This is a genomic window from Brevibacillus centrosporus (assembly GCF_003710815.1).
Taxonomy (GTDB): domain Bacteria; phylum Bacillota; class Bacilli; order Brevibacillales; family Brevibacillaceae; genus Brevibacillus; species Brevibacillus centrosporus.
Genome location: NZ_RHHP01000015.1, coordinates 96,390 through 123,284 on the forward strand (window position 1 = coordinate 96,390; position 26,895 = coordinate 123,284).

Consider the following 26,895-nt stretch of genomic DNA (forward strand, 5'->3'; position numbering starts at 1 on the left):
TGAATTCACCTACTTTATATCGGGCTGCTTATACGTAACGGTCCAGCTTGTTTTCGAGTCGGTCCTGGATGATCGACAGGATGAAGCAGATGATCCAGTAAATGAGAGCGGCCTCCGAGTATAGGAGGAGCGGCTCATAGGTAGAGGCGACGATCTCCTGTGCTTTTCGGAACATTTCCGGCACGAGGATCGCTGCCGCGAGCGAGGTGTCCTTGACCAAGCTGATAAACGAGTTGGACAACGGCGGGACCGAGACCCGAGCAGCCTGCGGCAGGATTACTCTTTGCAGGGCTTGCCAGTAGGTCATTCCGATCGAATACGCAGCTTCCCATTGACCTTTGGGGATCGACAGGATCGCAGCACGCACCACCTCCGAAGAATAGGCACCTACACTGAGCGAGAAGCCGATGATGGCGGAGGGTATCGGATCAATCATGATGCCAATACTGGGCAAACCGAAAAAGATGATAAACAACTGAACAAGCAAAGGCGTTCCACGGATGATCGAGACGTAGACTCGCGCGATGGCAACCAGCGGCTTGATGCCGGAGATACGTGCTAGCGCCGTCAAGATCGCAAGGATGAGACCGAAGAAAAACGCCACAATCGCAAGGGTCAAAGAATAGAGCAAGGCTCCTTTCACCAAAGGGAGAAAGGAGCTTTGCGCGATTGTGATCCAACGGTCCAGACGTTCTGGATTGTCAAAAAAGTTACTGAGAGACATCTGCACCAAACCATTTCTCGGAGATTTTTTTCAGCGTGCCGTCTTTTCTCATTTCTTCAAGCGCGCTGTTGAATGCATCCACCAGCTCCGTGCTGCCTTTGCGGAACATAAATCCGTTTTCCGCGACATTCGGATCTTTGGCGATGATTTTGATCGGCGTATCTGGCTTCTGCTTCAGGAAGTCCAAAAGGGACAAACCATCGTTGATTGTAATATCCACACGTTTAGAGACGAGCAGGTCGATCGCTTGGTTAAAGCCTTCCACCCCAACGATCTCTGCACCGTTTTTCTTCGCGATATCGGTCAGGTTACTGGTGAGCGTTTGTGCTGCCTTCAAGCCCTTGATGTCTTCGAAGCCTTTTACGGTCGTGTTGTCTTTATGTGTCACGAGCACTGCTGTAGAAACTGTATAGGCCTTGGAGAAATCGTATTTTTCCTGACGGTCCGGACGGATGCCTACCTGGTTGGCGATCACATCAAAGCGCTTGGAATCGAGACCGGCGAACATCGCATCCCATTGTGTTTCTTGGAAAACAGGCTCCACGCCCATGCGCTTGGCAACCTCGGTTACGACTTCTACGTCATAGCCAGTCAGCTTTCCGGACGTATCGTGGAACGTAAATGGTGCGTAGGTGCCTTCCGTTCCGATCAGGAGTTTGCCGTCAGCTTTTACTTTATCCAACAAGCTTTGCTCCTTAGGTGCTTCGGCAGGAGAAGAGCTCGAAGCTTCATGATTTTGATGCGTTTGACTCGTTGTTGCTGACCCGCAACCCGCCAAGGCGAACACCAGGGTAGAGACGATGGCAGTGAATAAACTTTTTTTCATAACATAACCCCCACTAAACCGATGTGAATTAAATAAAGAAAATACTATAAGGGTTGGGTGGTTTTGTCAATGAAATGTTTATTTGGAAATGTCCTCGCCAAACCACTTCTCAGAGATCTTTTTCAGCGTGCCGTCCTGCTGCATCTCATCCAGTGCTTTGCTCATCGCATCTGCCAGATCGGTGCTGCCTTTGCGGAACATGAAAGCAGTTGGCTGACCCTCTTCACTTTTCGCGACAATTTTAATCGGAGCATCCGGTTTTTGTTTCAAATAATCGAGCACGGTCAGGTTATCGTTGAGGGAAACGTCCACGCGGTTGGAGGCAATCAGATCAATCGCTTGGTTGAAGCCTTCTACGGCAACGATTTCGGCACCATTGGAACGCGCGATGTCTGCGTAGTTGCTGGTCATGGATTGGCCAGCCTTCAGTCCTTTGATATCTTTAAAATCTTTTACAGTGGTGTTGCTCTTATTGGTGACCAGCACGGAGTACGAAAATGAATACGGCTTGGAGAAATCGTATTTTTCCTGACGATCAGGACGAACCCCTACCTGATTGGCGACTACATCGAAGCGTTTGGAATCCAGACCCGCAAACATGGCATCCCATTGCGTTTCCTGGAAAACAGGCTCTACGCCCAGGCGCTTCGCTACCTCGGAGGCGACATCTACATCATAGCCTGTCAAAGCTCCCGATTGATCGTGGAAGGTGAAGGGAGAGTACGTACCCTCTGTACCGATGACAAGCTTTTTATCTGCTTTGACTTTTTCCAGCAGGCTCTGCGCAGCGGCTTGATCTGCCGGAGGAGTCGTATTGTTTGGCTGAGATCCGGACGTACCACATCCTGCAATTCCAAGTAGAACAGTAGATATTAAGGCAGAGAAAATGAGCTTTTTCATGATGATGATCCCCTTTGATTATTTGGATTTTACTGATTTATAGTAATGTCGTAAATAATCTTTGTCAATTGATAAAGTGTTAAATCCGACTTTCGTATTCGGGTTTTTGGCGTGGCCTGCTCTTTCCTTATCTAGGATGTACCACTTGAAGGAAGGTTATGTCAGGATGTTTTGTGGTTGAGCTTCCCTGGCAAGAAGCGTTACAATTAGGTACGAATTGCATGGATGAGCAGATGAGAAAAGGAGTCTTAACCCTATGTTGAACGACTGGCGTCTTTATACAGATGAGAGTGGAATCGAGCAAAAGCATGTCGCATGGCATGAAGTATTAAAGGAAATTGCACAGCTGAATGGCAGCTCTCGTACACTGGTTCATGCCGCATACGGAGATCACGTCGATCTGGTCGTCGCGGGTGGCAACAACGGAAAGGTCCTCGTTCAATGGAAGGAGCATGAGCCTGCCGAGCAGCACTATGTTCTGGTGACGGACAAGCCCTCTGGTGTGATGTCGTCCCTCGTCATTGAAGGTAGTGAAGTCACTTTTCCCGTGACGTGGTGCGTACCGCTGGAGCAAGTCGTTCCGCTGTGTGGCGATATTTTGCGTACGTGTGATAAAGGGGAGCCTGCCCAGCTGCAATGGCTGCCTGTTCAGATGTAGGCGGGAGGATATATGGAATTCCAGACGTTGACCCAATCCATTTTGATCATGGCCGTCATCATTGGCATCGGTAGCCTCATTGGTTATCGACAGCCGTTGACGGCCGATTCCCGTCAGCTTGTCATTACCATCATCGTCAATGTGGCGATGCCTTGCATTATTTTGGACGGGATTTTCCAGACACCGATTGACAGCAATACTTTGACGCAAATTTTTTCAATATTCATCATTTCCATTCTCTTGAACTGTTTGGGGATCCTGATCGGATGGATGGGAGCGCGGACATTGCCGCTGCCCTCCAAAAAACGGCGGGAGATTGCGATTTTGTCCGCTTTGGGGAACACTGGATTTATCGGTTTGCCGCTTTGTGCCGCTTTGTTTGGGCCAAAAGGGGCGCTGCTTGCCGCCATCTTTGATGCGGGGGTGGACGTAGTACTGTGGACTGTCGCCGTGATGATGCTGCAGGAAAAAGGAGCATTTTCTCTGAAAGGCCTGAAGACGATCATCAACATTCCGATGATCGCCATTATCCTCGGTCTCGGCTCGGCCCTGATCGGATTCGCACCGCCTGAGCCAGTCAAGCAGCTGTTCGGCACGTTGTCCAAGCTGGCTTCTCCCTTGGCGATGATGTATATTGGCATGCTGCTCCCGATGTTTTTGCGGAACAAGCCGCAGGTTTCTTTTCCGCTCCTTAGCATGCCGATTGCGATGAAGCTTTTCGTCTTTCCCTTGCTGACCGCATTTTTGCTGTCTGCTTTTGCGATTGATAAGGACATTTCCAGTGTGACGCTGATCCAGGTGGCGATGCCGACACTGACCTTGGCCTCGATTCTCTTTGGCCGCTACAAAGCAGATGAGGAAATGGGAGCGATGACTACCGTGTTCTCGACGCTTCTCGCTCTGTTGACGATCCCTGCCGTAGTATTCATGGGCAGCTGGTTCTTGCATTAAGCTGAAACGAAGGAGCGTACAAACGAGTCAAATAGGGTAAGAAAAGAAAAACAAATGCGCAGGCGAAGAAAGGAGCAGTCAATGAAAGGAAAAGTGTGGATCGCGGCTGTATTAGGGATACAATTGCTCGTTTCACAGCCTTTGGGAACGGCTACTGCCGCAGAGGCACCAGCAGCTCCGAGCATCTACGTAAACAAAGCGCAGCTCCCTTTGCAGAAGGAGCCTCTTCTCGTAGATCAGCGCACGTATATTACGGCAGAGGATGCGGCGCGGATCGTGCAGGCGGATTGGAAGCTATCTGCAGGTACGGGTGTGCTGAAGCGATCGGAGAAGCTCTCGTTTACGTTTGATGTAAACGCTGGCAAGGTAGCCGTCAATGGAAAATGGATCGAGAACGGCCAAGGAGCGCTCGTACGCAATAATCAGGTGTACCTGCCACTGCGCTGGATCGTGGAGCAAGCAGGTGGCTCGGTCGTCTGGAATCCCGAGAAAAAGGCGGTAGAGATCGTGTCTTCCACCCATGACGAAGATCTGGTTTTCCCGAAAGAGGATCAACTGACGTCAGACGAGAAAGCGTATATCGAGAAAGTCCACAAGACGCAAGGAATTCACCAGCAAGGCAATCTCTACGTCATCGCCAGAGGAGAGTCGCCGAATCCCGGCTATAGCCTCAAGGTGACGGGTACCGAATGGAGCTGGGAACAGCTGCGGGTTTTCGTAAAGCTGACCAAGCCAGAGCCCGGTATGATGTACCCGCAAGTCATTTCGTATCCGTACCTGGTGGTAATAGCGGATCTCTCTCCGTACTCGACAGTAGTCTTTCTGGATGCCGACACGAAAAAGCCACTGTTTGCTTCCTAGGCGGCAGAGTAGGAGACCGTCTGTTCCTGTGCAAGACCCGTTGTGAATTGCGGCAGTCTGTAGTATAGTAGTGGTTAGGTAAAATTTTTCCTTGGAATGGGAGGTGTAGGTACGTGTTTGGAACCGTTCACGCATGGTTTGTGGTAGAGATTACCAGTATGACACATGATGTAGCATACAACGGGATCAGTCTGCCCATTTTTCACCATACAACTGAACGGGAACACCATAGGCGTACCATGCATCGATAAGGAACGGTTGTTTTGTTCGAGAGAAACGAGGATTTGGGTGAGGCAGCAAAGCTGTTGTCACATGCTTCCTCTATCGATGCCGCGGGCGTAGGCCTGCGGCTTTTTGCGTTTTCACCGTTACCACCAACCCTAGGAGGAATTCTATCATGATCGTAGTTGCCACACAGCATATTCAAAAATCGTACGGGGCAGATCCCGTTTTGCAAGACATTACACTTGAAATCAAAGCCGGGGAACGAGTCGGAATCGTCGGACCGAATGGAGCTGGGAAAACGACGCTGTTCAAGCTCTTGGCAGGAATCGAGTCGCCTGATTCGGGAGAGCTTTATCGTGCGAAGGGAACGGTATGGGCGTACTTGCCTCAGACGCCGAAGTACCCGGACCAATGGCGGACACAGGACGTAATTGCCAGCGCATTTGAGGAAGTGATCAGGCTGCAGGAGGAATTGCGGAGTCTCGAGCAGCAGATGAGCGAGGTCTATGAATCCGCTGCGGAGCTGGAGAAGCTGATGCAGCGCTATCAGAAGCTGCAGGAGGCTTTTGAACAATTGGGCGGCTATGAGTACGAGACGACGATGGCACAAGTCATAGAAGGGCTGCGCATTACTCCTGAGCATTTGGCGACGCCCTTTCAGCTGCTCAGTGGCGGGGAAAAAACAAAAGCGGGGCTTGCCAAGCTTCTTTGCCAGCGAAGTGACGTGCTCCTGCTCGATGAGCCGACGAATCATCTGGACGTAGAATCGATGGAATGGCTCGAAGATTTCTTGAAGGACTATCAAGGGACTGTCTTGATCATCTCCCACGATCGCTACTTTCTCGATGCTGTCGTGACCTCTGTCTACCATGTCGACGGGGGAGAAGCAGAGTATTACATTGGCAATTACAGTGCCTTTGTCAAAGAGCGAGAAGAGCGGCTGCTGCGGCAGTTTGCGGCCTATCAGGAGCAGCAAAAGCAAATCAAAAAGATGAAAGAGACGATCAAGCGCCTCAAGGAGTGGGGCAATCGCTCCAATCCACCGAACGAAGCCTTCCACCGCCGCGCGAAAAGCATGGAAAAGGCATTGGCACGGATCGAGCGAATCGACAGACCGAAAATGGAAGCAGACCGGATGGGGCTCGCCTTTCAAAAGACGGAGCGCAGCGGGCAGGATGTACTGGTGGCATCTGGCGTCTACAAAGCATTTGTGGGCAAAGAGCTGTTTGCGGACGCGGGATTCCTGCTGCGTTACGGAGAGCGAAAAGCCTTGCTTGGACCAAACGGCTGCGGAAAATCGACGCTTATCCGAATGCTGCTTGGTGAAATGGAGCCCGATGCCGGGATGCTCAAAGTGGGCAGCAACGTAAAAGTCGGCTATCTGTCCCAGCAGGCATGGGAAGGCGACCAAAATCTGCGGGTCATCGATATGTTCCGGCAGGTCGCTTTGGTCACCGAGCCGGAAGCGCGTCATTTGCTGGCTCGCTTCCTCTTCTACGGCGAGCATGTATTCAAACGTGTCGGTCAGCTGAGCGGGGGAGAACGCATGCGTCTGCGGCTGGCGCAGATGATGCATCAGGAAATCAATCTGCTCGTACTGGATGAACCGACGAACCATTTGGACATCGAAGCGCGGGAGACGTTGGAGGAGGCGCTGGCTGATTTCAAAGGCTCGTTGTTCATCGTCTCCCATGACCGCTACTTTTTGCAGAAGATGGCTGACGGCGTGTTCTGGGTCGAGGACAGACAGCTCGTCCATGATGTAGGGACGTACGAAGAGGCGCGGGAAAAGCGGAGAAATCGTCAGGCTGCCAGAGACAAAATCATAGCTGTCGAAAAGCCAGTGGTGCAAAAGGCACCGGAATCCCCGCGCCAGGCAGAGTCTCCTAAGCGCCCGAACCTGTATAAATTGGCCGATCTGGAACAAAAAATTGCTTGTCTGGAGAGAGAACGAGACGAAATGATCGCTCGCCTATCTGCCGGGGATGAGAGCTACCAGCAGCTGCTAGAATGGCAGCAGCAGAGTGAGCGGCTTCAGCAGCAGATCGATGTGTATTATGGGTCTTGGCTGGAATTGCAGGAGACGTAAAATGACAAGAGTTAAGCGGAAGGAGGAGGAAGTGTGGGATTCTTGTTAGAGATACTTAGAATCGGGCTGCTCATGATGATTATAGGAGGGGCGATGTCTGCTGTTTTGAAACAGGTCTACCTCCTTCTGGGCTTTACTGGGGTTAATGGCTATCTTATTGGAATAGCCATTTTCCTGTGGCTTTTCGTCATGTATCGGAATAAGTGGCAGTTTACAGGCTGGTATAAAGGGAAGGGTAGGGAGAAACTGCCGAGGCAGATTTCTCTTGCTCTTTTGGTGTTTTCGCTGGTATTGGTCATTCTTGCCCCTTTTTTGGACGCATTTTCATAGCGAATTTCCGACTTACCTCGCGACCTTCTGATAGGGTTCTGGGAACGATGAGACTTCTATCAGAAGGAGGTGGGGAGGTGTGTGTGGTTTCGTGCTAGCTTTATGATTTTTTATTGTTTTGAATAAAAATAACAATCTGATAAATCAAAATAAAATCTTTCCACTTTGTATTCCGCCCCCTATGCTGATGCGATATAGTATGGGCAGCTGGAAAATAAAGGGGGATTTTTCATGGGGAAGTGGATACGCGCTTGTTTCATTACCTGTCTGCTTTTCGCAGTCGCATTGACTGGTTGCTCTCCTTCTGCAAAGCAGTCGCCGACAGCGGGGACCGACAAAAGCAACACCCCAGCACAAGAGGCAGGAAGCGCCGGGGCGAACAGTCCTAAGGTTTTTCGTTTCAACATCGGATCAGAGCCGTCAACCGCAGATCCAGGGCTCGCAGATGACAACATCTCAAGCATGGTCGTGTCCTCGACATTTGACGGTTTGACGAGAAAGGCACCGGATGGAAAGTTTCACGAAGCTGCCGCCGAGAAGATAGAGACTTCGGAAGACGGTTTGACGTATACGTTTCATTTGCGAGACGCCAAGTGGAGCAACGGTGATCCCGTAGTTGCCCAAGACTTTGAATATGCCTGGAAACGCGCTTTGGATCCGCAGACCGCTTCTGACTACGCATACCAGCTGTTCTACCTCAAAAAGGGAGCCGATTACAACGCAGGGAAAGCTACCAAAGACGACGTGGGGGTAAAAGCGCTCGATGACAAGACACTACAGGTTCAGCTAGAAAATCCGACTCCCTTTTTCCTGGAGCTGACCGCCTTCGCTACGTATTACCCGGTGAACAAAAAAGTCGCAGAGTCCAATCCGAAATGGGCGATGGAAGCGAGTACGCATGTAGGGAACGGACCCTACAAGCTGGAGACCTGGGCGCACAAAAATAAGATGGTCTTTGTGAAAAACGACAGTTACTGGGACAAAGAAAATGTGAAGGTCGATAAAGTCGAAGTGACAATGATCGAGGACCAAAACACCGAGCTGGCCATGTTTGATAACGACGAGCTGGATTGGGCAGGGGGGCCGTTTAGCACGCTACCGACAGATGCGATTCCGGCTCTGAAAGAATCTGGTCGATTCACGGTGATCCCAGTCGCTAATACGTACTGGTACCAGTTCAACATCGAAAAGCCACCATTCAACAACGTGAAGATCCGAAAAGCGTTTGGTTATGCAATCAATCGCCAAGCGATCATCGACAATATTTTGCAGGCGGGTCAAATTCCTGCGACAGGATTGCTCCCTCCGACGATGGCATCCAACCCGAATGGCTATTTCCGTGATCATGATACTGAGCTTGCCAAACAGCTGCTCGCAGAAGGGATGCAGGAGCTGGGAATCACCAAGCTTCCGCCCATCACGCTGATATTCAATACGAGCGAGGCGCACAAAAAAATAGCAGAAGCCGTGCAGGATCAGTGGAAGCAGACATTGGGCGTGGATGTGAAGGTGGCCAATATGGAATTCAAGGTATATCTGGAGACGCTGGATGCAGGCAACTATCAGATTGCCCGCAGAGGCTGGGTAGCGGATTTCAATGATCCGGTGAACTTCATCGAAATCTTCCGTGAAAAGCATGGCAACAACAATACCAATTGGACCAATGCTACCTATAATGATCTGTTGCAGCAAGCTGCCAAAGAACGCGATCCGGAGAAGAGAAAAGAGCTGTTTGGTCAGGCTGAGCAAATTCTCATGGAGGAGATGCCTTTGTCACCCATCTATTTTTACACGGTCAGTTGGCTTCAAGGTGACAAGGTGGCAAAAGGGATTTACACCGATCCGCTAGGGAATGGGGATCTGAAATACGTAGAAATGAAGTGACAAAAGGAAAGGAAACGCGTCCAATCATTCGGAAGAGGGGCTGTCCCAACGTCATGGAAATGACAGGGGGATGGCCCCTTTTTCTGTGCAAAGGAGTGGCGGAACAGGAATTAAATGTTCCAGCCCTTCTCCTTGTTGTAATAATCAAGGATTTTATGATACTTTTCTCCGTACTTCTCAACGAGTACCTGGGCGAAATCTCTTTCGATATGCTGCATGATGATATCGTGATAAAAGGCTGTCTTCAGCATCTCGATAATGGCAGGCTGGGATGTTTCCAACGCTGTAAGCTTGGCATCGCCGCCAAATCCACCTAGCAAGGCCGTTTCGGAATCACAGAGAATAGAGAATTTTCGAGCCATAGAAATTGTCCAATCGTCACTGCGTACATGGACAAAGACATTTTTGAGGGAGGTCTGACACTCTCCAATGACGACAAGAACGACGATTACGCCCCTTTTTTCCGCCTCAAGCAGCTCCTCTTCTACCCAGTGTAGATCGTCTGACCACAAATCCGCGACAATGATCGATTTGGCATTTGCGATAACCCGGTGTATGGCTGTTTTGATCTGATGGTCACCCTGCCAGTTGTAAAACGAGTTTTCGTTTTTGCGCGGTGTTTTCAGCTGGTCGATTAAGGATTTTGTCGTTTGCTCGAACTCGATTTGCAAATGGCGGACCAGCTGCACGATCGGGACAGCATCATATCGGACAGGCTCTCCGTCAATGTAGCGGCATGCGCCTTTCTCGGTTAGCGAGCGTAGGGCAGAGTAGACGTTGGAGCGAGACACAGTGACTCGCTTGGCCACCTCGTAGCCGGACAGATTCGGTTCTTCATGCAAAGTGAGATAGCATCGTGCTTCCAAATCCGTTAATCCAATTTTATTCAGCAAATCTATCATTTGTAGCCTCCTTAAACAATGAAACAGTTACGACTCATACAAGCAAGTGTTTAATCTAAGGTGCTACGGATTTTTGTGCTCAGTTTCCATACTATCGGAATCAAAAAAATAATCAAGTTCGTAATACCGTGAAAATCAAATAAGCGGTACTGAATAAAACTACTATTTAAAGATTTAACATTGACAATTTACTGAAAACTAATTTATGATCAGAATCAATATAGTGGTACTGTTAAGAACAACTAAAATGCACATGTCGTGGAGGCGATGAAATGGAAGCAAACGGCAATGACAAGCAGCTACCAGCAGATGTCGTTCGTCTGGCATACGGGGAGAACGAATTTCAGTTCGGCGACCTGCGACTGCCGGAAGGGACAGGGCCGCATCCGGTAGTGATCGTGGTTCATGGAGGGTTCTGGAAATCGACTTTTTCACTCGATCTGATGGAACCAATTTCAGAGGATCTTACCAGCAGAGGATTAGCGACCTGGAATATCGAGTACAGGCGGGTAGGGAATGCTGGAGGTGGGTATCCCGGAACGTTTCAGGATGTGGCAGTCGCTGTGGACTTTTTGCGTGAAATCGCACCAACCTTCCAACTGGATTTGACAAAGACTGTCGTTCTCGGACATTCTGCGGGGGGACATCTTGCGGTCTGGCTCACTGCGCGCCATCGTGTGCAGGCTGACAGCATATTAAGAACATCCAGCGAACCATTGGCTATAAAAGGAGTAGTAAGCTTGGCTGGCATTATCGATATGGAGCTGATGTGGAAGCTGATCCATTACAAACAGCGCATCATAACCGATGTAGAGATAGATAACCCGGTTGCAGATTTCGTAGGCGGAACTCCAGCACAGGTTCCTGACCGCTACAAGGAGGCTTCCCCCGTTGGATTGCTGCCGTTCCATTCCCCTCAGATCCTGATTCACGGGGATTTAGACATAAATGTTCCTGTGAAACTGTCCAGTCTCTACAAAGAGATTGTTGAACGAGCAGGCGGCCAAGTGAAGATGATCTCCCTTCCGAATGTCGAGCACTTTGAAATCATTGATCCCTGTTCGGAGGTATGGCCTGTGTGTTCGTCGAATGGAAAAGGGAGGTCGCGTAGTGACGGTCTCGTCGAGAGGAGCACTAGGAGGGAAAGGCTTTCCTGACTACGTAGCATCCAAGGCAGGTGTAATCGGTCTGACTCGTGCCATGGCTATGGAGCTGCGCACCAGGCAAATAGCGGTTAACTCTGTGGCCCCAGGATTTACGGACACACCCATGACACATACTATGCCAGAGGATCAATACGCGGCGGCTGCAGCATTAGAGCCGAGCGGTGCGGCGGCTTCCCCTGCGGACATTGCAAACGCTATTGCCTTTTTGGCAGCCCCAACGACCCATTTTATTACAGGGCAAACGCTCTTCGTAGACGGGGGAAAATCTCTGGGGGGACTCGGTATCTAATAGCGGTGCTAGCTATAAAAGAAAAGGATAGGGAATCAGTGTCATGACTGAGACCCTATCCTTTTTTTGAAGATACCTACGCCTGGGCACTCGGCTCAGGCAAACGCTTGTAGCTGGTGCGGAACCACAGCAGAATCAATACCATCAGCACACCGCCCAAGAGGAACGGACCACTGCTGGTGAACTGATAAACGGCGCCTCCTGCCAAAGGTCCGAGGATGCGGCCCAGGCTGTCCATGGAGCTGATTGCCCCTGTGGTGACGCCTTGTCCTTGTGTCGTGCGATGCGTAATCATCGCGGTGGCAGTGGCACGGATCATCCCTTGTCCGGCTCCGAACAGGGAGAGGATGAGTGCCAGCACCCAGAAGTTGCCGGAGAGTGGTATCGCAAAAAAGCCGATTCCGTACAGGAGCATCCCCAGTGTCAGAACAGCGGGTTCGCCCAGCTTCTTCACCAATTTGCCGATCAGACCACCTTGTACAAAGGCGGCGATAATCCCCATCACGAGGAACATGTAGCCCAGATCTTTGGAAGTAAAGCCGTAAAGGTCGTTGATATACAGGGCAAAAGTCGTTTCTAGGCCCGAAAAAGCGAAGGATACGATGAACAGAATCGCGTAAAGCAAGGAAAGGGACCCAAATAGAGAAACCATCGGGTTGCCGGCAGGTCGTGTGGCTTGTCCCGTGCGTTTTTCCTTTGGCAAGCTTTCCGGCAGCGCGAACAGGATCACAAAGAATGTGAGCAGTGCGACGAGTCCTGAAGCGAAGAACGGTACCGCAAAGCCATATCCGCTCAAAAGCCCGCCGATGACGGGACCAAACACAAAGCTGAGCCCGATACCTGCGCCGATGATGCCCATACCTTTGGCACGCTCTTGCGGTGGAAACAGGTCAGCGACCATAGCTGTAACTGTCGGCATGGCGGCAGCTGACACGATGCCTCCGAGTATTCGGTAGAACAGCATGGCGGAATAACTCTCGGCTAAACCAAACAGGATAAAGGTGATGGAAAAGCCCAGCAGGCCAAATGCAACCAACGGCTTTCGACCGATGCGATCCGAGAGAGCTCCCCAGATAGGAGCAAATATCAACTGCATGATGTTGTAGCTGGCGAACAGAACGCCGATTTGAAAGGATGTCGCGCCCAGCTTTTCCGCAAAGTACGGCAAGATCGGGATGATGATACCAAAGCCCAGCATGGTGAGAAAAGCAATCAAGAACAAGAGGGCAAGGTGCTTCTTATTCACGGAAAATACCTCTTTTCACACGAAATCAGTTTACATGAAAATCTGCTTACTTTTTCCACCTTACGTGAAGGGTCACGCGAAGTCAAGCGAGTGGCATGGGCATGCTCGCCACATCCATGCTATAATAGAAAAGAAAGAAGAATCGTTCAGAAAGTTGTCAAGTATATATCCATGAGGTGTTAATCTACATGTCTACTGCAATGCTGTACTACCTGGCCTGGCAAGAAGACGATTGGCTGGATGAGGTTCTCGACCGTTTTCCTGAGGTGAACGCGCTGGTGCCGACTGTAAAGACGTTTGAAATGCTGGCTGAACAAAGGGAGTCAGGCGAAGTCAAGCACGCTGTACTCGTGCTGAATGCAGCGCAGGAACAGGAGCGTTGCCGCGAATTTTTGCAGCTCTGCAAGACACATGCTCAGATGTCTCGCGATCCTTTGTACATTGTCGGACTGAAACCGGAAGAAGAGGAGGCGTGGCAAGAAGCGTATCCGAACGCGAAGATCATCGTTATTACCGGCTTTGCTGTCGAGTTTGACTACGATGCCGTCCTCGCGAGGATGGAAATCGATCTGGAGGGAGCCCATTGAATTCTCGCCCGAGTGATTTCGACTTAAAAGCGTTTCTGCACCGCTTCGGTCTGTTTATTTATACAGGTGATCCCCAAGGAGACCTGCTCCTCATTGAAGACGAGATCCGCGAGCTGTATGAAATGAATCTGATCGACAAGGAAGAGTTTTTTGAAGCGATGTCTGCGGTACGCAGCAAGCTCAAGTCAATGGAAGATCGTTGAAAAAGCGTGCTCACGAACGAGCACGTTTTTTTTTGAAAGAAATTCTTCAGAAATCCTTTAGAAATTCTTAAACGTTTCTCTCCCTTTTTGAAAGGTTTCCCCTGTAGGATGAACAGAGGAAGCGAAGGGAGGGAGATTATGTGGTAGCAGGCGGCTTTATTTCGTCATTTGTATCCGTCGTAAAAGAAATGGCTAGCAAGCTGATCCCCGACGAGATCATCGTGATAACAGCAGGTGCGCAGGTCACTCATTCCGAGCAATCCGTCGGTCAAGCTTTTCTCAGCGTCTACCTGGCTGCTGCCTTTGTACTGACGTTTTGCTACATACTCGGGGCCATCCTGGGAACGCCTGTTGCTGGATGGCTGCGCCACCGCAGACAGTCCCCTTGCATCAGCACTCCAAGAGGGCATCAAGCGATGAACTGGATTCTCTTCCTTAGCATCTTTTTTCCGGTAGTTCGTCATGTGGTCCCGTTTCTTGCAGGGATGTTTCGTTTTCGTCTGCGCCATTTTCTCCTGGTATTTTTGCCGAGCAGCTTTCTATGGACGCTTCATTACTTTTTGGCGGGCTACTGGATGAGTGACAAAATCGATTTGCTCGTGGCAGGCATCTACCGCTACAGCAAGATTTCCTTGGTTGGTCTCTTGATTGTGGTCGTCCTGTATGCCTTGGTACGGCATATGATCCGCTGGGGAAGCACAGGGGCAGGAGAAAAGAATCGAAGAGGGTATAGCTAAAACCCCTTCACGTCACGCCGGTACGATAGTGAAGGGGTTTTGTGTGTCAACAATTATTATTTTCCAAAGCCGAAGCTATCGAACCATTGCCCGCTGCGGTAGTTTGCAATCGCGCGGCGAATGTAAGGGATCACGTTTTCAGGGAGGCAATCGATGTCCATCCAGGCGAGCTCGTCACATTTGTCAGGCTCGGCGTTGATGATTTCTCCCTCCCATTGATTTGCCACCAGGTAGAAGTCGATGCGATCCTCGTTGGATTGTCGGTGCATAACGCCTACTAAGCGCATGTTCTCGGGCGTGATTTCCACCCCGCATTCCTCCCGACACTCGCGAATGGCTGCAGCCACCACTTCCTCATTTCTCTCTACATGGCCTGCAGGTACGCTGTAGTTGCCGTCTTCATAGCCAGTGTTGTATCTGCGCAGCAGCAAAATTTCTGTCCCTTTCAAGAAAAAAACATGCACGGCAACCGGCATGGTGTACCATCTTGAGCTCATACGCTTCCTCCGTTTTCCTCAGCCTTCCTCAGGGCGGTGATTTTCGGCTGCCTTCTTGCGGCGCTCCATCCGATTTTTTTTCAAAATGGGCGAGCTCGCCATCGCGGCAAACAGCATCCCGAAACCTGCCAGCGCCAGGACAATCCCGATAATCAGATACATAGTCGATGACATAATAGGGCCTCCTAAATTCAAGAGCAAATATGATTGCAGAGAGGAACTTGTGCTATAATTGGTCAGTATGTTTTATCCGTTCTCACGTACTCACAAAAACGTTTTCCAAAAAAGCAAGGAGGATTTTGCGAGATGACTCAGCATACGTCTGTTGATCAGGTAGCGATCAATACAATTCGCACACTGGCAATTGATGCAATCGAAAAGGCCAACTCTGGCCACCCAGGAATGCCGATGGGGGCAGCTCCTATGGCACATGTTCTGTGGAGCCGTTTTATGAAGGTAAATCCGAGCAATCCGCAATGGATCGATCGCGACCGTTTCGTGCTCTCGGCAGGACATGGCTCTATGCTATTATACTCGATGTTGCATCTGATGAAATACGATGTTTCTCTGGAAGACTTACATAATTTCCGTCAATGGGGCAGTAAAACACCTGGGCATCCGGAATTCGGACATACCGCTGGTGTTGACGCAACCACGGGTCCTTTGGGTCAAGGGATCGCGATGGCAGTCGGGATGGCGATGGCGGAAAAACATATGGCGGCCGTCTACAACCGCGACAGCTTTGACATTGTCAACCACTATACCTATGTCATTTGCGGTGACGGGGATTTGATGGAGGGCGTATCCAGCGAGGCTTCCTCTCTGGCAGCTCACCTGAAGCTGGGTAAAATGATCGTGCTCTACGATTCAAATGACATTTCTCTCGATGGCGAGCTGTCCCGTTCCTTCTCGGAAAACGTTGCACAGCGCTACCAAGCGTACGGCTGGCAATACCTGCGTGTAGAAGACGGCAATGATCTGGCAGCGATTGAGCAAGCGATCGCAGAAGCGAAGCAAGATCTGGATCGCCCTACGCTCATCGAAGTCAAAACGGTCATCGGCTACGGAAGCCCGAACAAAGGCGGCTCCAGTGCTTCTCACGGCGCTCCTTTGGGCAAAGAGGAAGTGAAGCTGACCAAGCAAAACTACGCGTGGGCGCATGAAAATGAATTCCACGTTCCAGAAGAAGTAACGGAGTTCTTCGCTGGTCTGGCTGACCAGGGAGCCAAAGCGGAAGCAGCGTGGAAGGACCAGTTTGCTGCTTATGCGAAGGCATACCCTGAGCTGGCACAGCAGTTCCAGACAGCAGCAGAAGGAAATCTGCCAAGCGGTTGGGACGCAAACCTGCCAGCGTACGAAGCAGGAGCGAAGCTAGCTACGCGCGTCGCATCTGGAAACGCGATCAACGCGCTGGCAAACAGCGTCCCGTTCTTCCTCGGAGGTTCTGCTGACCTGGCTCACTCCAACAACACCGTGATCAAAGAAGCGGGCAACTTCCTGCCTGGCAGCTACGACGGCCGCAACATCTGGTTCGGTGTGCGTGAGTTTGCGATGGGCGCTGCGCTGAACGGCATGGCGCTCCACGGCGGCGTAAAAGTATACGGGGGAACCTTCTTCGTGTTCTCCGACTACGTGCGTCCTGCGATCCGCCTGTCTGCCTTGATGAAGCAGCCGGTTGTGTACGTCTTCACCCATGACTCCATCGCAGTTGGCGAGGATGGACCTACGCATGAGCCGATCGAACAGCTGGCTTCCCTGCGTGCGATGCCAGGCTTGACGATCCTGCGCCCAGCAGATGCAGTAGAAACGAACGAAGCGTGGAAATACGCGGTATCCCGCACTGATGAGCCAGTGGTGCTCGTGCTGACTCGTCAAAACCTGCCTGTTCTGCCGGAGACGCTGGAAAAGGCATCGGAAGGCGTAACCAAAGGAGCTTACGTATTGGCGGATGCTCCAAGCGGCAAGCCACAGCTGATCCTGATCGCGACCGGTTCCGAAGTATCGCTGGTGATGCAAGCTCGTGAACAGCTGCAAGCCCGTGGCATCGAAACTCGCGTCGTGTCCATGCCAAGCTGGAACCTGTTTGAACGTCAAACGGCGGAATACCGTGAGTCTGTTCTTCCAAAAGAGGTGAAAGCGCGCGTTGCCGTGGAAATGGGATCGCCAATGGGTTGGGAGCGTTACGCGGGAGATGGCGGAAAAGTCATCGCCATCAACCAGTTCGGCGCATCCGCACCTGGGGACCGCATCATGAAAGAGTACGGCTTTACTGTAGAAAATGTAGTTGCCCAAGCAGAAGAACTGCTGAAGTAAAACGTCTTATATAGAAGAAACGGCCTATCTTCCTCTCCAGGGAGATAGGCTTTTTCCAGTACTATGAAGCCACAGCGCAAGCAAACAGTGGTACTATAGGTACCATTGGCGGCCGGGGGAGGCATGTCCTATTCAAGTTTTCGAAATGCTGATGACAAACAAGAACGATTGTGGAATGATAGACACGTGCCAAAAGCCAGAAACTTTTTCGAAATGTATCCGTCTATAACAAGTGGGGGAGAGAGAAAATCAGGAGGTAAGAAATGGCAACAAAAGCCAAGAAGAAAGTCAGGAAGAAAAAGAACAGCTTGCTGATGATTGCCGTATCGTTCGCAATCTTCCTGATTCTCAGCGTCATCGGGGGATATTTTGCCCTGTTGTACGCGGGAGATCGAATGATTGCGGAAAATGAACAGAAACTGAAGGACTTGAAAGCAGAACCAACTGTCATATACGACAAGAACGGCGAAGAGATGACGAGTCTCATTCGTGAAAAGAACCGTCATTACAAGCCGATCAATGAAATGCCAAAAGTGTTGATCGACGCCTTCCTTACTGTCGAAGACCAACGCTTTTACGAGCACAAAGGAATAGATATGATCCGGATTGGCGGCGCCATCGTCAATGACATCAAAAAAGGATCATTGGCAGAAGGCGGAAGTACCATCACTCAGCAGTTGGCCAGAACCGTATTCCTCACGATGGATCAAACCTTTTGGAGAAAAACGAAAGAGATGAGCATTGCCATCGGCCTTGAGCGTAGATACTCCAAAGATCAGATTCTCGAGATGTACTTGAATCGTGTGTACCTGGGTGAAGGGGAATTCGGTGTCGAGGACGCAGCCAACTTTTACCTTGGCAAGTCCGTTAGCGATCCAAAGTTTAATGCAGCGGATGCGGCGACACTGGCAGCAATTCCAAAGTCACCGACCTATTATAGCCCGTTCAACTATCCTGATAGGGCAAAAGAGCGGCGAGACACCATCCTTCGACTGATGATGGAGGAAGGGATCCTCACGCAGGATCAAAAGGAACAAGCACAAGCGCAGCCGCTGCCGACAGAACCAACGGAAACGGCGGGTGCAAGCCTGAAAAAAGGCTATCGCGCTTTCTTCGATCAGATGGTTGACGAAGCAGAAGCTCGCTACGGTGTGACAGAAGAAGAATTGTACCGTGGCGGCTGGGAAGTCTATACGACCTTCGACCCCAAAATACAGGACGCGATGGTAGATCAGTACGCCAACGCGAAAAACTTCCCCAAAGACGGAGCGAAGCGTGGCGTAGAATCTGCGATGATCGTCGTCGACGCCAAAAACGGCGGGATCGCCGGAATGGTCGGCGGCCGGAATTACGCGGCAAAGGGCTTTAACTATGCAACGGATATGCAGCGACAGCCGGGTTCGTCTTTTAAACCGCTCGCGGTATATGCACCAGCGATTGATTATGACAGCCGCTGGGAATCGAACTCGTCGCTGAGCAACAAAAAGCAGAGCTTCAATGGCTATGAGCCGCGCAACTACAACAATAAATACAGTGAAACAGTCAGCATGAACCGCGCTCTGATCGACTCTCTCAACGTGCCAGCAGTCTGGCTGTTGAACGAGATCGGGGTCAGCACGGGGATCGACTACTTGAAGAAATTCGGAATCGAGCTCGCTCCGGAAGACCGCAACCTGGCAATCGCACTGGGTGGTTTGAGCAAAGGGACATCCCCATTGAAAATGGCGCAAGCCTACACTGCGTTTGTCAACGGCGGTGTGATGTCGGAAGCGCACTCGATTAGCAAGATTACAAATAAAAGCGTAGGCGTGGAGCGCGTCTACGAGGTCAAACAGACAGAAGTTCTAAAGCCGCAGTCTGCATGGGAAGTGCACTCCATGCTGGAGCGTGCTGTTCAGGAAGGGACAGGGAAAGCTGCTCGTATTTCCGGTCGTCACGTGGCAGGGAAAACAGGGACGACGCAATCGATCGTAGGCGGCAGTGATGTCAACAAGGACGCCTGGTTCGTCGGCTACACCCCAGAATATGTTGGGGCTGTCTGGATGGGTTTTGACCCTGAGGACAAACAGCATTTGATGCGTCAGGGCAGCAGCTTGACTGCGCAGATGTTCTCCAAAGTACTGGCGGAGGGACTGAAAGGCGTCAAATCCACCGACTTTGTGAAACCAGGCGGCGTACAAGAGGAACAGAAGCAGGAAGAGACCCAGCCGCCGCTTCAGCTGGCAGCTGACATGACGCTCGACAACGGCAAGCTCAAAGCCGTATTGAGCTGGATTGGCGGAGCACCGGAATACACGTATGACGTTTATCGCGTCTTGCCAAACGGAGAGCGTCAACTGATCGCGTCTGGCATGAAAGAAACGGTTTTCGTGGACGTCTTGGACACAACAACGCCGTACAAGTACGTCGTTGTTCCTCGAAACGCGGACGGAGAAGAAGAGGCACCTTCCAATGTGGCTGAGATCAGCACGACTCAGCTGGAGAACCTGCTGAATGCTGGGGAGGACGCCGGGAATTATGAAGGAGACAACAGCGTGCCTTCCGAAGAAGGTAATGGCAACTCCGAAGAGGATCAGCCAAGCGACAATGGGAACGGGAACGGCGAAAATAGCGGCCAAGGAGGTAACCCCTCCAATGGTCAAGGTCAAGGGAATCCGGGAAATCAAGGAAACCCATCGAATCCGGTAGATCCATCCTTACCACCGCCAGATATCGCAAATCCAGGTGCTGGACAATCAACTACACCGTCCCAAGGGATTGAGCTTCCACCGCCACCACCGGATCAGGATAGTCAAAACCCAGGTGTGAATGGCACCAACGGTTAATATTTGGAATAGGATGAACAACTCGAACAGTTTCACCTATTTGCACATTTTCTTTTGCGTGGTACAATACCTATAAATCGGGAGACAGGGGGGACAGTCCATGTCTGACTACGCACAAAAGGATTTACCCACATTTTTTATGGATCAATTGCGCCAAACCAAAGTGAATTTTGAGCGAGCTCTCGACTGTAAACACACCGATTTTGATGATCTCTACCCATACATGAACGAACAGCCACAGTTTTTCTGGTACAAACGATACGTCGCTTGGTCCGAACTGTTGACCGTCGTAAGGCTGGCTGAGGAATTGGAAATCGAGTGGACCACTGATTTTACCGAGCAGCAAGTCGCATTCATTAAAGGCAAGGTGCTACAGGGAAAAGTGCTCGATCACTGGAATCCGGAAGAACAGGAAGAAAAGATAAGCCAATTGGAAGAAAAATAAATCCAATGTAAAAAGCGCGTTCCCTTTTGGGAGCGCGCTTTGCTGTTTGTGTATCGCCATGGGGGAGGCTTCTTCATTTTGGAAAGTAACGGATCGGCAGCTTATTCGTCTTTTCTAATAAGCCCGGAATTGAAATTAGTGGAGCCAGCGATAGACGATTTGCGGCGTCTCTTCCTGTGGCATTGCCTCCAGTACAAAGGGGGCGGGGTTGCTCCAGGGCAAAGCGGGTGCAGGAGCGTCTGAGGCGATGACCTCTGTACCGAGGGAAACAAAGGAGTACAGCTCTTCGACAGCCGCATTGTACATGCGGATGCAGCCAAGAGAGACCGAGCTGCCGATGCTCTCTGGATGGTTGGTCCCGTGGATCGCATAGCCGCTGCTTTGAAATACCATGCCCCTCGTGCCATAGATGTTGTCATGACCGCGTGGGTGGTTAATCTTTTGCAGAATGGTATAGTAGCCTTCAGGAGTCGAACCGTCTTTTCCGATGCCGACTGGATAGCTGCGAACGATCTGCGAGCCGCTCATGAGGCGCATCGTATGCGTCGATTCCGATAGCCAGATTTGCAAAGGCTCCATCGGGACGAGGGGCTCGGGATAGCCCACCATCGGCACGACTTCACGAATGCTAGCCCAGGCCGCTTCCGGTCGAAATAGATCAGGTCGGTACAAGTAGCTCTTCATGCCCAAAGCTGCAGGTGGTGCGGGAATCTGAGACAAGTAGTTGCCTGGATAGGCACCTGCCAGGTGACTGAGATTTACAGGCAGCTGTCCTTTTTGTTGATAATAACGGTACAAGGCGTTTCGCAGTGTCAGGATGTGCTCGGTCACCAGCTGCTCCTGTGCCAAAGCGATTCGTGCCGGTTGGAGCAAGGGATCCTGCTCATACGTTCCCGGACGAGGAAACCATTTTTGGCTTAGAATCGTACGATTGACTGGATGATAACGAATGATGCCGAGAACACTGCGAGGCTGGTAGTAAAGCAAAGGCGTAAAGAGCGGCGCGCCAGCCACTTCGGGTACGACAATAACCGAGTACGGCTGTGTGAGAGAAGGACGACGATTTTCTACATACTGGCGCACCTGCTTCTCCAGTTGAGCTGAATCTAAATTGGCAGGAACTGCGATGACCTCGACATGCGGTCTGCTGGCCGCGACAGGCGGTGAAACCTGTGCCGCTGTACTCGCTGTGCTCTTGGCGGGTTCAGTCAGTGGTCCGGGAGATATGACGAACAGAGAGTAGAGAAAGAGGAGGGAAGCAAGCACGCGCCGTATCCGTTTGCGTGAATCCTCTTCTCGTCTTTTCCGAATCAAAGCCTGATAAGCTTCTCTTGCTTCGTTGTAGTACGCGCCAGGCTTTGCGTGCAGAGCTTGTCTCAGGGCAGCCAGAGCAGCCTCAGGCTCGCCCCGCGCTTCTCTTTCTCGCCCGAGGTGATACCAGCCAATGGCTTCGTCAGGGTGCTGCTCGGTATACCAGCGATAAAAAGACAGATCGCTCTGATCTGGATATTTCATATGAAACGTGCTTTTTTCTTGCAGAAAGGAAACTTTGTCCACAGAACTCCCCCCTCTTAGGAGTATCGGACAGTGAGACGAAAATGGTGAGCATGGAGGAAAAGATGATTTACTTACGAACAATCCGCCTGTTGCGTGAACAATTTCCCCAAACGGAGCGCTATCCGTTTGCACTGCCTTCTATCCGTCAGCTGGACGCGCTAGAGCTCACTAGCAGTGTCACGTTCTTTGTGGGGGAGAACGGCTCGGGTAAGTCTACCCTTCTGGAAGCTGTGGCGTACCAATGCGGTTTCCATACGGCAGGAGGCTCCCGCAGCAACACGTATGAAGTAGACCGAGCAGAAGCAAGTCTGGGTGACTACATCCGGCTATCCTGGATGCCCAAGCAGACCAATGGCTTTTTCCTGCGTGCCGAGAGCTTTTATCAGTTTGCCAGCCATATTGATCAGCTGGAGCGGGAGCGTCCTACCGGATATGCCGCTTATGGGGGACGTTCGCTTCACGATCAGTCGCACGGAGAATCATTCTTGTCCTTGTTTATCCATCGCTTTTCTGGCAAAGGCATCTATCTGCTCGATGAGCCCGAGGCTGCCTTGTCGCCGATGCGTCAGCTGGCGTTTCTGTACGTCATGAAAGACTTGGTGGCAGAGGGCGCACAGTTTTTGATCGCGACTCACTCACCGATCCTGATGGGATACCCAGGCGCTGCTATCCTGAATTTTGATACCTCTCCCGTAGAGGAGATTCGGTATGAAGATACGGAGCACTATCAGCTGACCCGGCGTTTTCTGGAGAATCGGGATCGTTACTGGATAGAATAAAAAATAATTTTTCTCTCCTGTCACAAAACTCGTTTCGGCGGTTTCTATTAGATGAACGAACCGAGAGGACCCGGGAGCACCCGGATGCAGCTCTTACTGAAATGAGTGGAAGCTGCGAGGATGGAGGGGAAACAGTGGAGGTGCAAGCAAAACTGGCGATGAATTCCATACTTGTCCAGGATGACACGGATTCCTTTCGCGACTTGTTTACAACGTACTACCCCTTCGTGGTGAGACAAATCATGCGGATCGTCAAAGAACAGCAGACGGCTGAGGATATCGCACAGGACGTGTTTCTATCCTTTTACCATACGGATCGTACCGCAATCGAAAATATTCCGGCATGGCTATCTCGTGCCTCGATTTACGCCGCATACAATCATTTGCGTTCGGAAAAACGCAGGCAAAATCGTCATGAGAAGGAAGCAGCCGACAAGGAAATGGTCATCCGCTCCTCGGAGGATGCATGGCTGGAAAAGGAAGCGATTGAGGGCGTTCGGGAAGTACTCGCCAAGCTGGATGAACGTGAGCGTACGTTGCTCGTTATGAAGTATTCCGGCTTTCCGTATGTAGAGCTGGCAAAAGCGACAGGGACTGAGGTAGGATCTGTCGGAACACTGCTATCACGTGCGAAGAGCAAGTTTCGCAAATTGTACGATTCGCTAAGGGGGGATGAAGGGTGAAATGTGCCGACGAAGGCTTGATACAAGCCTATCTGGACGGGGAGTGCAGCGATGAGAACAGCGAGTGGTTCAGCATGCACGTCCAGCATTGCGAGGAATGCAGCCGGATGATGGATGAACTGTCAGCGCTGGATACCTGGACCGGGCAGACAATCGAGCAGGAGCTCTTTCGTCCGATTGACAAGATCAAGGTAGACACCGAGACTGCATGGCAACGCTTTTCCACCAAGCTGGATCATCTGGATAGCAAGGCTCCACCGCAACTGGCTTCGCAAAAGCAGGTAGGAAAAAGGAGATGGAAAGAGATGAATAAAAACACGAAAAAATGGGTGACGGGAGCTTCGGCGGCAGCGGTACTGGCTGTGTCGCTCTCCTTCCCGCAGGTGCAGGCAGCCGCAAGCGATTTCCTTTCGATTTTCCGGATGGATAAAGTAGAATTCGTTAAAGTCACCCCAAATGACATGCAGGAAATCGAGGCATGGTTGTCCAGTGGGCAAGCAGGCGAGAAGGAATTAAAAGGGATCGGAAAGCTTTCCATTAAAGAATCGAATCAAAAAGACTCCAAAGACCGTTATTACAACAGCCGGGAAGCAGCAGAAAAAGCTGGCGTGAAGCTGCCAAGCCTCCCTAAGGAACTGGACGTGGAAAGCGTAGATATCAATCCAGCCTTTACCCTCCAGCTCGAGATCAATGCCGAAAAAGCAAACAAACTGCTAGCACAGCTGCAGGTGGATGCAAGCTTTGATGAAAAGCTGAGCGGGAAACAGTTTGAGCTCTCTGTGCCTCAGTCGCAATCGATCTGGCTGCGCCAAGGCGAGCAATCGTTGAACTATACCGTCGTGGATGCTCCCAAGCTGAAAGCACCAGAGGGAGTTGATCTCGAGCAGCTGCGCGATACGATGCTCTCGCTGCCGTTCATCCCGGACAATGTGAAGAAGCAAATGCTCAGCATCAAGGATTGGCAGCACACCTTGCCGATGCCGTACTTGGCGGATAAAGACAGCAAGATGAAAGAAGTGAAAGTGCATGGCGCTGATGCCATTCTCATGACGTCCGACAACCGCAGCCAGTTGATCTGGCAGCAGGATGGACACATTCACATACTTGAAGGTCATGGGCTTACCGGTGATGCAATGATGAAAATCGCAAAGAATATGTAAAAATAAATAGTAGCAAGCAGGCAGAGCTCCCTTTTTGGGGTGGCTCTGCTTTATACCGTTTTTGGGAGAGGAAAGGAGGCCTGTCGGGCGATGACTGATTACGTTATTGAGACTTGGGATTTGACCAAGCAATACAACGGCAAGGCAGGTTGTAAAAACATTACGCTGCAAGTGCCGCGTGGGTCGGTATTTGGATTCTTGGGACAGAACGGTGCGGGCAAAAGTACGTTTGTCCGTACGATGCTCGGATTGCTGCACCCAACAGGCGGAAAGGCGCAAATGCTCGGGTATCCGATCGGAAGCGTGGAAGCGCGGAAAAAGGTCGGGTATTTGCCAGAGCTGTTTCGCTATCCAGACTGGCTGACGGGAACGCAGCTGCTGGAGCATCATGCAGAGCTGGGCGGTTTGCCGCGGAGTGAACGCAAAAGCGTGATTTCAAATGTCGTGGCACGGGTAGGAATGGCGGGAAGAGAAAAGGAAAGAATTCGCGGGTTCTCCAAAGGCATGCAGCAGCGCATCGGGCTGGCATGCGCGCTGCTGTCAGACCCTGAGCTCATTTTTCTGGACGAGCCGACTTCCGCTCTGGACCCGATCGGTCGAAAAGAAGTGCGGGAATTGATCGCAGAGCTGAGGGATCAGGGAAAAACGATCTTTCTCAACAGTCACTTATTGAGCGAGATGGAATCCGTTTGTGATTATGTAGGGATCATTCACCGAAGCGAACTGGTCGTACACGGGGAATGGCGCAAGCTGCGCGAGGTAGCCGAGCAGGTCGAGCTAACGGTTGATGCAAAGAACCAAAAGCTTTTGGAGCAGCTTCCGCCGTACGTGCATGGCAAGGAATTCATGCGTAATGATGGTGAGCAGCAGCGATGGCTGATCACGCTGGATCAGAACAAAAGAGTGCCGGAGCTGCTGGGAGCCTTGATCACAGAGGGCGCTGCGGTGCACGAGGTCGTACGGAAGCAGCAGTCACTGGAGGAAGTATTCTTGTACTGGGTACAGAAAAAGGAGGGGGAAGCACATGTGGCCCATCATGAAAATCACGTATAGGGAGATGATCTCCAAGCGTATTTTTACGATTACCCTTCTGATGTCTCTCGCCTTCCTGGTGATGTATGGGGTGGCGACCTGGTACGCATCAAAAGAAATAGCAGAGGAAATGGGCAATGCCGCAGACTTGCTTATGGAGACAGGGTTTTTCTCCACGCAGCTGCTGGGGATGGGCCTGTACTTCGGCTCTATTATCACGGCACTGCTTGCGATTCTCAGCAGCGTCGGAAGCATCGCTTCTGAGGTGGAGAGCCATCAGATTGATACGTGGCTTGCAAGAGCACTGCCGCGACGCAAGTACTTGCTTGGGAAGTTTGGCGGACTTGCGAGCATGCTCGCTTTGTACGCGCTACTGATGTTTTTGGGGTTGCTCTCCATCAATCAGTTCGTTGGCGGTGGCGTGCTGGCTGTGCATGTGAGTATGGGGCAAGTCCTGACAGCACTCGGTTTTTTCATCCTGATGCCGATTATTCTGGTCTGTGTTTCCCTTCTGCTCAGCAGTATCACGACCACGGTAACAGGTGGGATCATTTTGATCATCCTGTATGGAATCAGCTTTATTGGCGGGTTTATTGAGCAGCTGGGCTCGATGATCCAGCAGAGTTCCCTCATTAATATAGGAATTGTTTCGAGCCTGCTGTTTCCCACCGACTCGCTGTTTCGCAAGTCGACGATTGCCCTGTTTGACACGGCAGATGATCCGATCTCCTTTGCTTCCCAAGGCTTGTTCGGGACTGCTTCAGCCCCAAGTGATGCGATGCTGATCTATACCATTCTCTATGGGGCGGCTGCGCTGTGGCTTGCCGTTCGGCTGTTTGGAAAAAGGGATGTATAAAAAGAAAACCGAGAACAGCGTCATGACTGCCGTTCTCGTTCCTTGAGAAGCTGGATCAACTGGTCCAGCTTTTCGTTTTTTTGTTGGTCCACGAGCCCATGATTTTTATGAAGTTAATAGCGAAAATACGGCTAATGTCGTTTATCGCCGTTTTCTATTCCGATTGACTG

At 51.1% G+C, this 26,895-nt stretch carries 27 protein-coding genes; 19 read left to right on the forward strand and 8 right to left on the reverse strand.

Going from position 1 to position 26,895, the window contains the following annotated elements; genetic code table 11:
* Positions 1-28: 28 nt before the first annotated feature.
* From EDM55_RS14495 to EDM55_RS14505, 3 genes are all read right to left on the reverse strand, one after another.
* Positions 29-724, reverse strand: coding sequence for an ABC transporter permease subunit (locus EDM55_RS14495; RefSeq protein ID WP_092268548.1), 696 nt, complete (start codon positions 722-724; stop codon positions 29-31).
* Entirely contained in the window at positions 711-1,550 is an 840-nt protein-coding gene (locus EDM55_RS14500) for an amino acid ABC transporter substrate-binding protein (protein ID WP_122960603.1), read from the reverse strand. The genes EDM55_RS14495 and EDM55_RS14500 overlap by 14 nt, the downstream gene beginning before the upstream one ends.
* A gap of 78 nt (positions 1,551-1,628) precedes the next feature.
* Positions 1,629-2,450, reverse strand: a complete 822-nt coding sequence (locus tag EDM55_RS14505) for an amino acid ABC transporter substrate-binding protein (protein WP_122960604.1) — start codon at positions 2,448-2,450, stop codon at positions 1,629-1,631.
* A gap of 256 nt (positions 2,451-2,706) precedes the next feature.
* On the opposite strand from EDM55_RS14505, the gene EDM55_RS14510 reads away from it, so the two are divergent.
* The 6 genes from EDM55_RS14510 to EDM55_RS14535 all read left to right on the forward strand — a co-directional run bounded on the left by EDM55_RS14510 (position 2,707) and on the right by EDM55_RS14535 (position 9,448).
* Positions 2,707-3,108 (forward strand): hypothetical protein, encoded by a 402-nt coding sequence (locus EDM55_RS14510; RefSeq protein ID WP_092268553.1) that lies wholly within the window; start codon positions 2,707-2,709, stop codon positions 3,106-3,108.
* Between the two features lie 12 nt (positions 3,109-3,120).
* Entirely contained in the window at positions 3,121-4,059 is a 939-nt protein-coding gene (locus EDM55_RS14515) for an AEC family transporter (RefSeq protein ID WP_122960605.1), read from the forward strand.
* An 81-nt stretch (positions 4,060-4,140) separates the two neighbouring features.
* Positions 4,141-4,920 carry a protease complex subunit PrcB family protein gene (locus EDM55_RS14520; RefSeq protein WP_092268555.1) on the forward strand — a complete coding sequence of 260 codons (780 nt, stop codon included), beginning with the start codon at positions 4,141-4,143 and terminating at the stop codon, positions 4,918-4,920.
* Positions 4,921-5,317: 397 nt separating this feature from the next.
* A complete protein-coding gene (abc-f, locus tag EDM55_RS14525) occupies positions 5,318-7,234 on the forward strand; it encodes a ribosomal protection-like ABC-F family protein (RefSeq protein ID WP_122960606.1) in 1,917 nt (638 codons plus the stop codon).
* Between the two features lie 33 nt (positions 7,235-7,267).
* Positions 7,268-7,564 (forward strand): hypothetical protein, encoded by a 297-nt coding sequence (locus EDM55_RS14530; RefSeq protein ID WP_092268557.1) that lies wholly within the window; start codon positions 7,268-7,270, stop codon positions 7,562-7,564.
* A 231-nt stretch (positions 7,565-7,795) separates the two neighbouring features.
* Positions 7,796-9,448: a peptide ABC transporter substrate-binding protein gene (locus EDM55_RS14535; RefSeq protein ID WP_092268558.1), complete on the forward strand. Its 1,653-nt coding sequence runs from the start codon at positions 7,796-7,798 to the stop codon at positions 9,446-9,448.
* Between the two features lie 110 nt (positions 9,449-9,558).
* Here the strand turns inward: EDM55_RS14535 and EDM55_RS14540 are convergent, their stop codons facing one another.
* Entirely contained in the window at positions 9,559-10,350 is a 792-nt protein-coding gene (locus EDM55_RS14540; protein WP_122960607.1) for a TrmB family transcriptional regulator, read from the reverse strand.
* Positions 10,351-10,622: 272 nt separating this feature from the next.
* On the opposite strand from EDM55_RS14540, the gene EDM55_RS14545 reads away from it, so the two are divergent.
* Together EDM55_RS14545 and EDM55_RS14550 are read left to right on the forward strand one after the other, a co-directional pair.
* Positions 10,623-11,507, forward strand: coding sequence for an alpha/beta hydrolase (locus tag EDM55_RS14545; protein ID WP_122960608.1), 885 nt, complete (start codon positions 10,623-10,625; stop codon positions 11,505-11,507).
* Positions 11,461-11,805: an SDR family oxidoreductase gene (locus EDM55_RS14550; protein ID WP_170184388.1), complete on the forward strand. Its 345-nt coding sequence runs from the start codon at positions 11,461-11,463 to the stop codon at positions 11,803-11,805. The genes EDM55_RS14545 and EDM55_RS14550 overlap by 47 nt, the downstream gene beginning before the upstream one ends.
* A gap of 76 nt (positions 11,806-11,881) precedes the next feature.
* Here the strand turns inward: EDM55_RS14550 and EDM55_RS14555 are convergent, their stop codons facing one another.
* Complete coding sequence (locus EDM55_RS14555; RefSeq protein WP_092268568.1) at positions 11,882-13,051, reverse strand: MFS transporter; 1,170 nt, start codon at positions 13,049-13,051, stop codon at positions 11,882-11,884.
* Positions 13,052-13,239: 188 nt separating this feature from the next.
* Between EDM55_RS14555 and EDM55_RS14560 the strand changes: the two genes are divergently transcribed.
* The 3 genes from EDM55_RS14560 (at position 13,240) to EDM55_RS14570 (ending at position 14,578) form a co-directional block, all read left to right on the forward strand.
* Positions 13,240-13,638, forward strand: coding sequence for a hypothetical protein (locus tag EDM55_RS14560; protein WP_092268570.1), 399 nt, complete (start codon positions 13,240-13,242; stop codon positions 13,636-13,638).
* Positions 13,635-13,841, forward strand: a complete 207-nt coding sequence (locus EDM55_RS14565) for a YqgQ family protein (RefSeq protein ID WP_092268572.1) — start codon at positions 13,635-13,637, stop codon at positions 13,839-13,841. The genes EDM55_RS14560 and EDM55_RS14565 overlap by 4 nt, the downstream gene beginning before the upstream one ends.
* Positions 13,842-13,981: 140 nt before the next feature.
* Positions 13,982-14,578 (forward strand): DedA family protein, encoded by a 597-nt coding sequence (locus EDM55_RS14570; RefSeq protein ID WP_122960610.1) that lies wholly within the window; start codon positions 13,982-13,984, stop codon positions 14,576-14,578.
* A gap of 56 nt (positions 14,579-14,634) precedes the next feature.
* Here the strand turns inward: EDM55_RS14570 and EDM55_RS14575 are convergent, their stop codons facing one another.
* Entirely contained in the window at positions 14,635-15,075 is a 441-nt protein-coding gene (locus EDM55_RS14575; RefSeq protein WP_092268575.1) for an NUDIX hydrolase, read from the reverse strand.
* An 18-nt stretch (positions 15,076-15,093) separates the two neighbouring features.
* Entirely contained in the window at positions 15,094-15,249 is a 156-nt protein-coding gene (locus EDM55_RS30290) for a hypothetical protein (protein WP_170184389.1), read from the reverse strand.
* Positions 15,250-15,381: 132 nt separating this feature from the next.
* On the opposite strand from EDM55_RS30290, the gene tkt reads away from it, so the two are divergent.
* From tkt to EDM55_RS14590, 3 genes are all read left to right on the forward strand, one after another.
* Complete coding sequence (tkt, locus tag EDM55_RS14580) at positions 15,382-17,388, forward strand: transketolase (RefSeq protein WP_122960611.1); 2,007 nt, start codon at positions 15,382-15,384, stop codon at positions 17,386-17,388.
* A 263-nt stretch (positions 17,389-17,651) separates the two neighbouring features.
* Positions 17,652-20,213, forward strand: coding sequence for a transglycosylase domain-containing protein (locus tag EDM55_RS14585; protein ID WP_092268579.1), 2,562 nt, complete (start codon positions 17,652-17,654; stop codon positions 20,211-20,213).
* Between the two features lie 100 nt (positions 20,214-20,313).
* Positions 20,314-20,658 carry a hypothetical protein gene (locus tag EDM55_RS14590; RefSeq protein ID WP_092268581.1) on the forward strand — a complete coding sequence of 115 codons (345 nt, stop codon included), beginning with the start codon at positions 20,314-20,316 and terminating at the stop codon, positions 20,656-20,658.
* 135 nt (positions 20,659-20,793) lie between these two features.
* Here EDM55_RS14590 and EDM55_RS14595 read toward each other — a convergent pair whose 3' ends face one another.
* A complete protein-coding gene (locus EDM55_RS14595) occupies positions 20,794-22,215 on the reverse strand; it encodes a L,D-transpeptidase (protein ID WP_122960612.1) in 1,422 nt (473 codons plus the stop codon).
* 62 nt (positions 22,216-22,277) lie between these two features.
* On the opposite strand from EDM55_RS14595, the gene EDM55_RS14600 reads away from it, so the two are divergent.
* The 5 genes from EDM55_RS14600 (at position 22,278) to EDM55_RS14620 (ending at position 26,725) form a co-directional block, all read left to right on the forward strand.
* On the forward strand, positions 22,278-22,994 hold the full coding sequence (locus EDM55_RS14600) for an AAA family ATPase (protein WP_122960700.1): 717 nt from the start codon (positions 22,278-22,280) through the stop codon (positions 22,992-22,994).
* Between the two features lie 158 nt (positions 22,995-23,152).
* Positions 23,153-23,677 carry an RNA polymerase sigma factor SigX gene (locus EDM55_RS14605; RefSeq protein ID WP_092268925.1) on the forward strand — a complete coding sequence of 175 codons (525 nt, stop codon included), beginning with the start codon at positions 23,153-23,155 and terminating at the stop codon, positions 23,675-23,677.
* Entirely contained in the window at positions 23,674-24,837 is a 1,164-nt protein-coding gene (locus tag EDM55_RS14610) for a DUF4367 domain-containing protein (protein ID WP_122960613.1), read from the forward strand. The genes EDM55_RS14605 and EDM55_RS14610 overlap by 4 nt, the downstream gene beginning before the upstream one ends.
* 90 nt (positions 24,838-24,927) lie before the next feature.
* A complete protein-coding gene (locus EDM55_RS14615) occupies positions 24,928-25,890 on the forward strand; it encodes an ABC transporter ATP-binding protein (RefSeq protein WP_122960614.1) in 963 nt (320 codons plus the stop codon).
* Positions 25,862-26,725: an ABC transporter permease gene (locus EDM55_RS14620; protein ID WP_092268927.1), complete on the forward strand. Its 864-nt coding sequence runs from the start codon at positions 25,862-25,864 to the stop codon at positions 26,723-26,725. Before EDM55_RS14615 ends, EDM55_RS14620 begins: the two co-directional genes overlap by 29 nt.
* Positions 26,726-26,895 lie beyond the last annotated feature (170 nt).

Excerpts from the sequence above, each read along its gene's own strand:
- EDM55_RS14495 (WP_092268548.1), bottom strand. The coding sequence starts at position 724 with ATGTCTCTCAGTAACTTTTTTGACAATCCAGAACGTCTGGACCGTTGG.
- EDM55_RS14500 (WP_122960603.1), bottom strand. The coding sequence starts at position 1,550 with ATGAAAAAAAGTTTATTCACTGCCATCGTCTCTACCCTGGTGTTCGCC.
- EDM55_RS14505 (WP_122960604.1), bottom strand. The coding sequence starts at position 2,450 with ATGAAAAAGCTCATTTTCTCTGCCTTAATATCTACTGTTCTACTTGGA.
- EDM55_RS14510 (WP_092268553.1), top strand. The coding sequence starts at position 2,707 with ATGTTGAACGACTGGCGTCTTTATACAGATGAGAGTGGAATCGAGCAA.
- EDM55_RS14515 (WP_122960605.1), top strand. The coding sequence starts at position 3,121 with ATGGAATTCCAGACGTTGACCCAATCCATTTTGATCATGGCCGTCATC.
- EDM55_RS14520 (WP_092268555.1), top strand. The coding sequence starts at position 4,141 with ATGAAAGGAAAAGTGTGGATCGCGGCTGTATTAGGGATACAATTGCTC.
- abc-f (WP_122960606.1), top strand. The coding sequence starts at position 5,318 with ATGATCGTAGTTGCCACACAGCATATTCAAAAATCGTACGGGGCAGAT.
- EDM55_RS14535 (WP_092268558.1), top strand. The coding sequence starts at position 7,796 with ATGGGGAAGTGGATACGCGCTTGTTTCATTACCTGTCTGCTTTTCGCA.
- EDM55_RS14540 (WP_122960607.1), bottom strand. The coding sequence starts at position 10,350 with ATGATAGATTTGCTGAATAAAATTGGATTAACGGATTTGGAAGCACGA.
- EDM55_RS14545 (WP_122960608.1), top strand. The coding sequence starts at position 10,623 with ATGGAAGCAAACGGCAATGACAAGCAGCTACCAGCAGATGTCGTTCGT.
- EDM55_RS14560 (WP_092268570.1), top strand. The coding sequence starts at position 13,240 with ATGTCTACTGCAATGCTGTACTACCTGGCCTGGCAAGAAGACGATTGG.
- EDM55_RS14575 (WP_092268575.1), bottom strand. The coding sequence starts at position 15,075 with ATGAGCTCAAGATGGTACACCATGCCGGTTGCCGTGCATGTTTTTTTC.
- EDM55_RS30290 (WP_170184389.1), bottom strand. The coding sequence starts at position 15,249 with ATGTCATCGACTATGTATCTGATTATCGGGATTGTCCTGGCGCTGGCA.
- tkt (WP_122960611.1), top strand. The coding sequence starts at position 15,382 with ATGACTCAGCATACGTCTGTTGATCAGGTAGCGATCAATACAATTCGC.
- EDM55_RS14585 (WP_092268579.1), top strand. The coding sequence starts at position 17,652 with ATGGCAACAAAAGCCAAGAAGAAAGTCAGGAAGAAAAAGAACAGCTTG.
- EDM55_RS14590 (WP_092268581.1), top strand. The coding sequence starts at position 20,314 with ATGTCTGACTACGCACAAAAGGATTTACCCACATTTTTTATGGATCAA.
- EDM55_RS14600 (WP_122960700.1), top strand. The coding sequence starts at position 22,278 with ATGATTTACTTACGAACAATCCGCCTGTTGCGTGAACAATTTCCCCAA.
- EDM55_RS14605 (WP_092268925.1), top strand. The coding sequence starts at position 23,153 with ATGAATTCCATACTTGTCCAGGATGACACGGATTCCTTTCGCGACTTG.
- EDM55_RS14615 (WP_122960614.1), top strand. The coding sequence starts at position 24,928 with ATGACTGATTACGTTATTGAGACTTGGGATTTGACCAAGCAATACAAC.
- EDM55_RS14620 (WP_092268927.1), top strand. The coding sequence starts at position 25,862 with ATGTGGCCCATCATGAAAATCACGTATAGGGAGATGATCTCCAAGCGT.